Here is a 7,593-nt window from a genome sequence, read left to right as displayed (position 1 = left end):
GCGGCGCGCTCCTCCTTGCCGACGCCGGCGATCTTCAGGGCGAAGCCCATGTTCTCGGCGACGGTCATGTGCGGGTACAGCGCGTAGTTCTGGAACACCATCGCGATGTCGCGGTCCTTCGGCGGGACGTCGGTGACGTCGCGGTCGCCGATGAGGATGCGGCCCGAGTTGACCTCTTCGAGGCCGGCCAGCATGCGCAGCGAGGTGGACTTGCCACAGCCCGAGGGGCCGACGAGAACCAGGAACTCGCCGTCGGCGACCTCGAGGTTCAGCTTGTCGACCGCGGGGCGCGTGCCCCCGGGGTACAGGCGGGTTGCGTTGTCAAACGTGACGGACGCCATGTTCTCTTCTCCTTCACCGGCAGGTACGTGCCGGACGATCCGTAGTGATGGAATGAGCGGGGGCTTTCCCGCACGCCCGTCGTCGGGCGCTCGCAACAGTATGACACGCGCGTGACACACCGCGCGCGGAGGTTGCATCTGGGCATTTCCCAGGGTGGCTGACTAGCATCGTGGACGGCCGCTTTCCCGTGCGGTCCCGCGCAATTCCCCGCCCCGCAGCCCGCGGCCGGCCTTCGCCACGAGAGGTTCCATGTCGAGCGACGAGTCACAGAACGCCGCGTCCAGCGAGCGCCGCGACGCCGTGCGCGAGAAGGCGCAGCAGGTGAAGGCGCGCCAGTCCCGAGCCCGGCTCATCCGCCGGACGACGCTCGTGACCCTGGGGCTCGCCGTCATCGCCGTCGTCGCCGTCGTCGTGACCTGGACCGTGTCGTCGAGCGCGTCGAAGCCGATGGCCGACCCGTCCAACGTCGCGGGCGGCTTCGTGGTGACCGGCGTCCGCGGCACCGGCGTCCCGTCGGCCGAGAACGGCGCAGGCGCCGCCGAGGCGACTCCCGCGCCCACCGGCGATGCGGCGGCGACCGAGACCCAGCCGACCCCCACCGCGACGCCGACCGAGGCGCCCGCCGTCGACATCCGCGTGTACGTCGACTACCTGTCGAGCGGCTCGCGCGACTTCCAGGTCGCGAACGTCAAGCAGCTGTCGCAGTGGGTGGACTCCGGCGCCGCCACCCTCACCTACTACCCGGTCGCGATGCTCACGGCCAAGTCCAACGGCACGAAGTACTCGCTGCGCGCCGCGGGCGCAGCCGCGTGCGTGGCGCAGAACTCGCCGGAGTACTTCTTCGCCTTCAACAACGCCCTGCTCACTCAGCAGCCGGGTGTCGACTCCGACGGGCTGAGCGACTCGGAGCTGGCCGACCTCGCGATCGCGACGGGGCTCGACGGCCCCAAGGTCGTCCGCAACTGCATCGAGCAGCAGTCGTACACGTTGTGGGTCAAGACGGCGACCGAGCAGGCGCTCAAAGAGCTGCCCGACTCGGGCGGCGTCGCGCTGACCGCGACCCCCACGATCCTCGTCAACGGCACGCAGTACGTCGGCAAGATCGACGACCCCAAGGAGTTCGCGCAGTTCGTCCTCACGGTCGCGAGCGACTCGTACTACAAGGCGACTCCGACCCCGACGGCCACACCGGCTCCGTGATCGGCCCGCGCCCGCGGTGACGGGCGTGGGACGGGCGCCGCTAGACTGGGCGCTCTGCCGGCTTGGCGCAATTGGTAGCGCACCGTACTTGTAATACGGGGGTTGCAGGTTCAAGTCCTGTAGCCGGCACCTCCGCAGCAGAGCTGCTCAGACCTTGTGCACGCTCAGCAGCTGCCAGCCCTCGGGCACCTTGGCCTCCAGTGCGGCCAGGTCGTCGGCCTCGATCTGCTCGACGCCGTCCCGGCGCGCGATCGTGGCGGTGGACGTCAGCAGCTGCGAGCCCTTGGGCATGGCCGCCGGCACGTCTGTGACGACCCAGCCGGCGGGCAGCTGCGCGTCCACGGCGGCGCGCAGTGCCGCGAGCGACTCGCCCTGCACCTCGAGTGTGCGGGTCTCGACGGGACGGATGCGGCCGATCAGCATGCATCCACTCTACGAAGCGTCGACCGGTGGACCTTGCCGGGCGCGCTCAGCCGGCGGGTTCGAACGTGATCGTCACCGGCGTGGCGCCGGTCGCGCGGTCGAACAGGATGTCGCCGGTGATCTTCGCGGGACCGCCCTCGGACGGGCCGATGCGCGCCGTGAAGGTGTCGCCCTCGCCGGAGCGGTTGAACTCGCCGAGCTGCTCGGTCAGCGGGTCGAGCTGTGCGGCATCCCATCCGAGATCGGGGGAGAGCGCGCGCAGGTAGTCCAGCGCGCCGCTCCAGTTGCTCGTGACGTCGGGGACGAACGTGACCGATGCGAGCTCGCCGTCGACGGTTGTCGCCGTGAGCCCGGAGATGTCGTCGAGCACGTAGAGCTCCTTGCCCGCGGCGATGACCGCCCGCACCGGGCGGCGGAACTCGGCGCTCTTCTCGCCGTCCTCCGGCATGCCCAGACCCGCTGCCGACAACGCGCCCTCGCCGATGCGCACCTTGAAGGTGCCCGAGACATTGACGTAGTCGAAGCCGGTGTCGGTGAGCATCGTCGAGCCGTCCGACGCCCGCTGGTCGTCGGAGGCGGCCGGACGGTCCTGCGCCCACCAGGACCCCTGGATCGCGAGGGAGGCGATGACGACTCCGGCGATGATGAGCACGAGCACCGTGGCGGGGAGCCATGTGAGCAGTGTTCGGGTTCGCGACGAGACGGGCACGATCCAGGGTAACTCGGGCGTCAGCGGTGCCGCGGCGGCGGTGAGCCGCCCGTGGGCAGGGCATGATTGATCGGTGACCGACCGCCGCCTGCCCGCCTGGATCGGGATCAGTGCAGCGGCGGTCATCGGCATCCTCACCGCCATCCAGGCCCGCATCAACGGTCAGCTCGGCGCGCGCCTGGGCGACGGCTTCACCGCCGCCGTGATCTCGTTCGGCTCGGGGCTCGCGGTCCTGATCGTGCTGTCGCTCGTCGTCCCGCAGGGGCGCCGCGGCTTCGCGGCGCTGGTCGCGGGAGTGCGGCGGCGCGATGAGGACGGGCGCGCCGGCATCCCGTTCTGGATGCTGTGCGGCGGTGTCGCGGGCGCGCTCTCGGTGGCCACGCAATCGCTCGCCGTCGGCATCATCGGCGTCGCGCTGTTCACCGTCGGGGTGGTGGCCGGTCAGACCGTGAGCGGGCTGCTGCTCGACCGCTCGGGCATCGGCCCCGCGGGCGTCGTCGCGGTGACCCCGGCGCGCCTCATCGGGGGTGCCTTGGCGATGCTCGCGGCGGCGGTGTCGCTGGCCGGCGGCGTCCACGCCCCGCCGGTGCTGATCGTGCTGCCGTTCCTCGTCGGCGCCGGGATCGCGTGGCAGTCCGCGGTGAACGGCCGCCTGCGCCAGCGCGTCGGCACGCCGCTGACGGCGACACTGGTGAACTTCATCGGCGGCACGGTCGTGCTCGGCATCGCCGAGCTGGTGCACTCGCTCACCGTCGCCCCGCCGCCCACGGTCTTCCCGTCCGAGCCGTGGCTGTACGCCGGCGGTGTGATCGGCGTGACCTACATCTTCCTCGCGGCCGCCCTCGTGCCCTACACCGGGGTCTTGCTGCTGGGTCTCGGCACCGTCGTCGGGCAGGTGGTCACGTCGGTGCTGATCGACGCGCTGTGGCCGACCGCCGCCGCCCCGTCGCTCTGGCAGTCGCTGCTGATGTCGTCGCTCGCCATCCTGTCGGTCGTGGTCGCGGCGGTGCCGTGGCGCTGGACGCGCCGCGGGCGCTGACCCGCCGCGCGCGCTGACCCGCCGCGGGCGCTGACCCGCCGCGGGCGCGGAGTCCGCGCGCTGACCCGCTGGATCAGGCCGCGTCGCCGAGCTCCCGCGAGAGCACCTGTGCGGCGTCGATAAGGAGGGGGACGGCGCGTTCGGCGAACGCCTCGTCGACACGGGAGACGGGGCCCGACACCGAGATGGCGGTCGGGGTGGGCGCGTGCGGCACCGCGACGGCGAAGCACCGGACGCCGATCTCCTGCTCCTGCTCGTCGATCGAATAGCCGCGCTCGCGGATGCGGTCGAGCTCCGCCAGCAGCGAGTCGATGTCTCCGATGGCCATCGGGGTGGCGGTGGGCATGCCGACGCGGCTCACGATGCCGCGCACGACGTCGTCGTCGAGCGTCGCCAGGATCGCCTTGCCCACGCCGGTCGCGTGCGTGTGAGCGTGGCGACCCACCTCCGTGAACATGCGCATGGAGTGCTTCGACGGCACCTGGCCGACGTAGACCACCATGTCGGAGTCGAGCACCGCCATGTTTGCGGTCTCGCCCAGGGCGTCGACAAGACGCGCGAGCTGCGGGCGGGCGATCGCGCCGAGCTGCTTGCTGGCGCCCTCGCCGAGCCGGATGAGCCGAGGCCCGAGCGCGTAGCGGCGGTTGGGCAGCTGCCGGACGTACCCCATGCCGACGAGCGTGCGCAGCAGGCGGTGGATCGTGGGCAGCGGCAGCTCGGTCGAGGCGGCAAGCTCGCTGAGGGTCACCTCGCCGTCGGCGTCGGTGATCAGCTCGAGCAGCTCGAACACGCGCTCGACGGACTGCACACCTCCGGACGCCTTCTCGGCCATGTCGTCACCTTTCCACTCCGTCGGGGTCTCCGTCCACGATACGGAAGAGGGATGCCGCACCGCACGCGCGACGCGGGGACGCGGCATCCGATTGCGACGATTGCTTTTCCGCGTGGCAGAAACTACTATCCATAATACGGAAACTAGTTCTCGATCAGTGGAAGTGGTCGAGCGAACGAGGAGGATCAATGGCGAACCCCAGCCCCGGCTACTCGATCACGCTGCGCGTGCAGGCGCCCGCGAGCGTCAGCTCCACCGCCGAACTGGCCGCCGCCGTCGGCCGTGCCGGCGCAGCCGTCACCGCGCTCGACGTCGTCGAGTCGCGCCCGGACTCCCTCGTCGTCGACGTCACCTGCAACACGTCGAACGCCGACCACGGCGCGCAGGTGCAGCAGGCGCTCGCCGCACTCGCCGACGTGTCGGTGCTGCACACGAGTGACCGCACCTTCCTGATGCACCTCGGTGGCAAGCTGGAGATCGTGCCGAAGGTGCCGCTGCGAAACCGCGACGACCTGTCGCGCGCCTACACGCCGGGCGTCGCCCGCGTGTGCCTCGCCATCGCGGAGCGCCCCGAGGATGCCCGCAACCTCACCGTGAAGCGCAACACGATCGCCGTCGTCACGGACGGCTCGGCGGTGCTCGGCCTGGGCAACATCGGCCCCGCCGCCGCGCTGCCGGTCATGGAGGGCAAGGCGGCGCTGTTCAAGCAGTTCGCCGACGTCGACGCGTGGCCCGTCTGCCTCGACACGCAGGACACCGACGAGATCGTCAGGATCGTGAAGGCGATCGCGCCGGTCTACGGCGGGGTGAACCTCGAAGACATCGCGGCTCCGCGCTGCTTCGAGATCGAGGCGCGCCTGCGCGACGAGCTCGACATCCCCGTCTTCCACGACGACCAGCACGGTACGGCCATCGTGACGCTGGCCGCGCTGCAGAACGCGCTGCGGGTCGTCGGCAAGAACCTCGCCGACGTGCGCATCGTCGTGTCGGGCGTCGGTGCGGCCGGCTCCGCCATCATCCAGCTGCTGAAGGCGGAGGGCGCCCGGCACATCGTCGCCGCGGGCCGTACGGGCGTCATCCACGCGGGGGAGCAGTACAGCGACGAGCACCGCCGCTGGCTCGCCGCCAACACCAACGCCGAGGGTGTCACCGGGAGCCTCGCCGACGCCCTCGTCGGCGCGGACGTCTTCATCGGCGTCTCGGCGCCCGATGTCATCGGCGAGGCGGAGGTCAAGAGCATGGCCGACGGTGCGATCGTGTTCGCGATGGCCAATCCCGATCCCGAGATCGACCCCGTGCTGGCGGCGCGCCACGCGGCGGTCGTCGCGACCGGTCGCAGCGACTTCCCGAACCAGATCAACAACGTCCTGGCGTTCCCGGGGTTCTTCCGCGGCCTGCTCGATGCGCACGCGGTCGAGATCACGCCGGCCATGCTCGTCGCGGCCGCCGATGCCATCGCGAAGCGGGTGTCGGACGACGAGCTGCACGCCAGCTACATCATCCCGAGCGTGTTCGACCCGCTGGTGGCGGGCGACGTCGCCGCCGCCGTGGCCGCGGCGGCCCAGGCCGAGGAGCCTGCCGCGCGGCAGGACGACCTCGCTCGCACCGCCGCTTGACGACCCGCCCCTGAGAGGAGCCCCCATGACCATCGCCATCCGTTCCGCAGCGGCGCCCGCCCGCGCCGGCGAGATCCTCACCCCCGACGCGCTCGCCTTCGTCGAGCAGCTGCACGAGAGGTTCGCCGCGCGCCGCGACGAGCTCCTGGCCGCGCGCAGGGTGCGTCGCGACGAGGTCGCGCGCACCGGCACGCTCGACTTCCTGCCGGAGACGGCCGAGATCCGTGCCGGCGACTGGACGGTCGCTCCGGCGCCGCCCGCGCTGCAGGACCGCCGCGTCGAGATCACCGGCCCGGCCACGCCCGCCAAGATGGCGATCAACGCCCTGAACTCCGGCGCGAAGGTGTGGCTCGCCGACCTCGAGGACGCGTCCACGCCGACGTGGTCGAACGTCGTCGACGCCCTGCTGACGCTCCACGACGCCGCCCGCGGCGAGCTGGCGTACACGTCGCCCGAGGGCAAGGTGTACGCCCTGCGCGAGGACGCTCCGCTCGCCGTCGTCGTCGCGCGGCCGCGCGGGTGGCACATGGACGAGAAGCACGTCGAGGTGAACGGCCGTGACGCGGTGGGCGCGCTCGTCGACTTCGGGCTGCACTTCTTCCACACGGCGCGGCAGCTCATCGACAACGGGCAGGGTCCGTACTACTACCTGCCCAAGACCGAGAGCCACCTCGAGGCGCGGCTCTGGAACGACGTGTTCGTGTTCGCGCAGGACGCCCTCGGCATCCCGCAGGGGACGATCCGCGCCACCGTCCTCATCGAGACGATCCCGGCCGCCTTCGAGATGGACGAGATCCTGTACGAGCTGCGCGACCACGCCGCGGGGCTCAACGCGGGCCGGTGGGACTACCTCTTCAGCATCGTGAAGTACTTCCGCGACGCGGGGGACTCGTTCGTGCTGCCCGACCGCGCCGACGTGTCGATGACGGCGCCGTTCATGCGCGCCTACACCGAGCTGCTCGTCAAGACGTGCCACCGGCGCGGTGCCTTCGCGATGGGCGGCATGGCGGCCTTCATCCCGAACCGCCGCGAGCCCGAGGTCACCGAGGCCGCGTTCGAGAAGGTGCGCGCCGACAAGACGCGCGAGGCGAACGACGGCTTCGACGGCTCGTGGGTGGCCCACCCCGACCTCGTGCCGATCTGCCGTGCGGTCTTCGACGCCGTGCTCGGCGACCGGCCGAATCAGCTCGACCGGCAGCGGCCCGAGGTGGAGGTCACCGGCAGCCAGCTGCTCGACGTCGCCTCGGCGCCGGGCGCGGTCACCGAGACGGGCCTGCGCACCAACCTCTATGTCGCGATCGCCTACATCGCGGTGTGGCTGTCGGGCAACGGCGCGGTGGCGATCCACAACCTCATGGAGGATGCCGCCACCGCCGAGATCTCGCGGTCGCAGGTGTGGCAGCAGATCCGCAACGGCGTCGTCCTGGCCGAC

General features: G+C 71.3%; 8 protein-coding genes and 1 tRNA gene. 5 read left to right on the top strand and 4 right to left on the bottom strand.

The annotated features are described in order from the left end of the window. A partial coding sequence (locus tag ACTHNQ_RS03970) for an ATP-binding cassette domain-containing protein (protein ID WP_440331284.1) occupies positions 1–341 on the bottom strand: 341 nt, incomplete at its 3' end. Between the two features lie 250 nt (positions 342–591). Between ACTHNQ_RS03970 and ACTHNQ_RS03965 the strand changes: the two genes are divergently transcribed. Together ACTHNQ_RS03965 and ACTHNQ_RS03960 are read left to right on the top strand one after the other, a co-directional pair. After that, positions 592–1,542 (top strand): DsbA family protein, encoded by a 951-nt coding sequence (locus ACTHNQ_RS03965; protein ID WP_440331282.1) that lies wholly within the window; start codon positions 592–594, stop codon positions 1,540–1,542. A gap of 56 nt (positions 1,543–1,598) precedes the next feature. Beyond that, positions 1,599–1,671: transfer RNA gene (locus ACTHNQ_RS03960), tRNA-Thr, on the top strand. Positions 1,672–1,689: 18 nt separating this feature from the next. On the opposite strand, the gene ACTHNQ_RS03955 is transcribed toward ACTHNQ_RS03960, so the two are convergent. Continuing rightward, on the bottom strand, positions 1,690–1,965 hold the full coding sequence (locus ACTHNQ_RS03955; RefSeq protein WP_440331280.1) for a hypothetical protein: 276 nt from the start codon (positions 1,963–1,965) through the stop codon (positions 1,690–1,692). Positions 1,966–2,011: 46 nt separating this feature from the next. Next, complete coding sequence (locus tag ACTHNQ_RS03950) at positions 2,012–2,800, bottom strand: hypothetical protein (protein ID WP_440331278.1); 789 nt, start codon at positions 2,798–2,800, stop codon at positions 2,012–2,014. On the opposite strand from ACTHNQ_RS03950, the gene ACTHNQ_RS03945 reads away from it, so the two are divergent. Beyond that, a complete protein-coding gene (locus ACTHNQ_RS03945) occupies positions 2,748–3,713 on the top strand; it encodes a DMT family transporter (protein WP_440331276.1) in 966 nt (321 codons plus the stop codon). The two genes, ACTHNQ_RS03950 and ACTHNQ_RS03945, sit on opposite strands and share 53 nt — an antisense overlap. A 73-nt stretch (positions 3,714–3,786) precedes the next feature. Here ACTHNQ_RS03945 and ACTHNQ_RS03940 read toward each other — a convergent pair whose 3' ends face one another. Next, positions 3,787–4,545, bottom strand: a complete 759-nt coding sequence (locus tag ACTHNQ_RS03940; RefSeq protein ID WP_440331274.1) for an IclR family transcriptional regulator — start codon at positions 4,543–4,545, stop codon at positions 3,787–3,789. A 188-nt stretch (positions 4,546–4,733) separates the two neighbouring features. Between ACTHNQ_RS03940 and ACTHNQ_RS03935 the strand changes: the two genes are divergently transcribed. Together ACTHNQ_RS03935 and aceB are read left to right on the top strand one after the other, a co-directional pair. Then, complete coding sequence (locus ACTHNQ_RS03935; protein ID WP_440331273.1) at positions 4,734–6,161, top strand: NAD-dependent malic enzyme; 1,428 nt, start codon at positions 4,734–4,736, stop codon at positions 6,159–6,161. 25 nt (positions 6,162–6,186) lie between these two features. Further along, positions 6,187–7,593: malate synthase A (gene aceB / locus ACTHNQ_RS03930; RefSeq protein WP_440331271.1), on the top strand; the 1,407-nt coding region annotated here is incomplete at its 3' end.

Source organism: Microbacterium sp. (genome assembly GCF_051953575.1).
Taxonomy (GTDB): Bacteria; Actinomycetota; Actinomycetes; order Actinomycetales; family Microbacteriaceae; genus Microbacterium.
This window is presented reverse-complemented; position numbering and strand designations above follow the sequence as displayed.

Bases quoted from the DNA above. Each gene is read 5' to 3' on its own strand.
- ACTHNQ_RS03965 (WP_440331282.1), top strand. From the start codon at position 592: ATGTCGAGCGACGAGTCACAGAACGCCGCGTCCAGCGAGCGCCGCGAC.
- ACTHNQ_RS03940 (WP_440331274.1), bottom strand. From the start codon at position 4,545: ATGGCCGAGAAGGCGTCCGGAGGTGTGCAGTCCGTCGAGCGCGTGTTC.
- ACTHNQ_RS03950 (WP_440331278.1), bottom strand. From the start codon at position 2,800: ATGACCGCCGCTGCACTGATCCCGATCCAGGCGGGCAGGCGGCGGTCG.
- ACTHNQ_RS03955 (WP_440331280.1), bottom strand. From the start codon at position 1,965: ATGCTGATCGGCCGCATCCGTCCCGTCGAGACCCGCACACTCGAGGTG.
- ACTHNQ_RS03935 (WP_440331273.1), top strand. From the start codon at position 4,734: ATGGCGAACCCCAGCCCCGGCTACTCGATCACGCTGCGCGTGCAGGCG.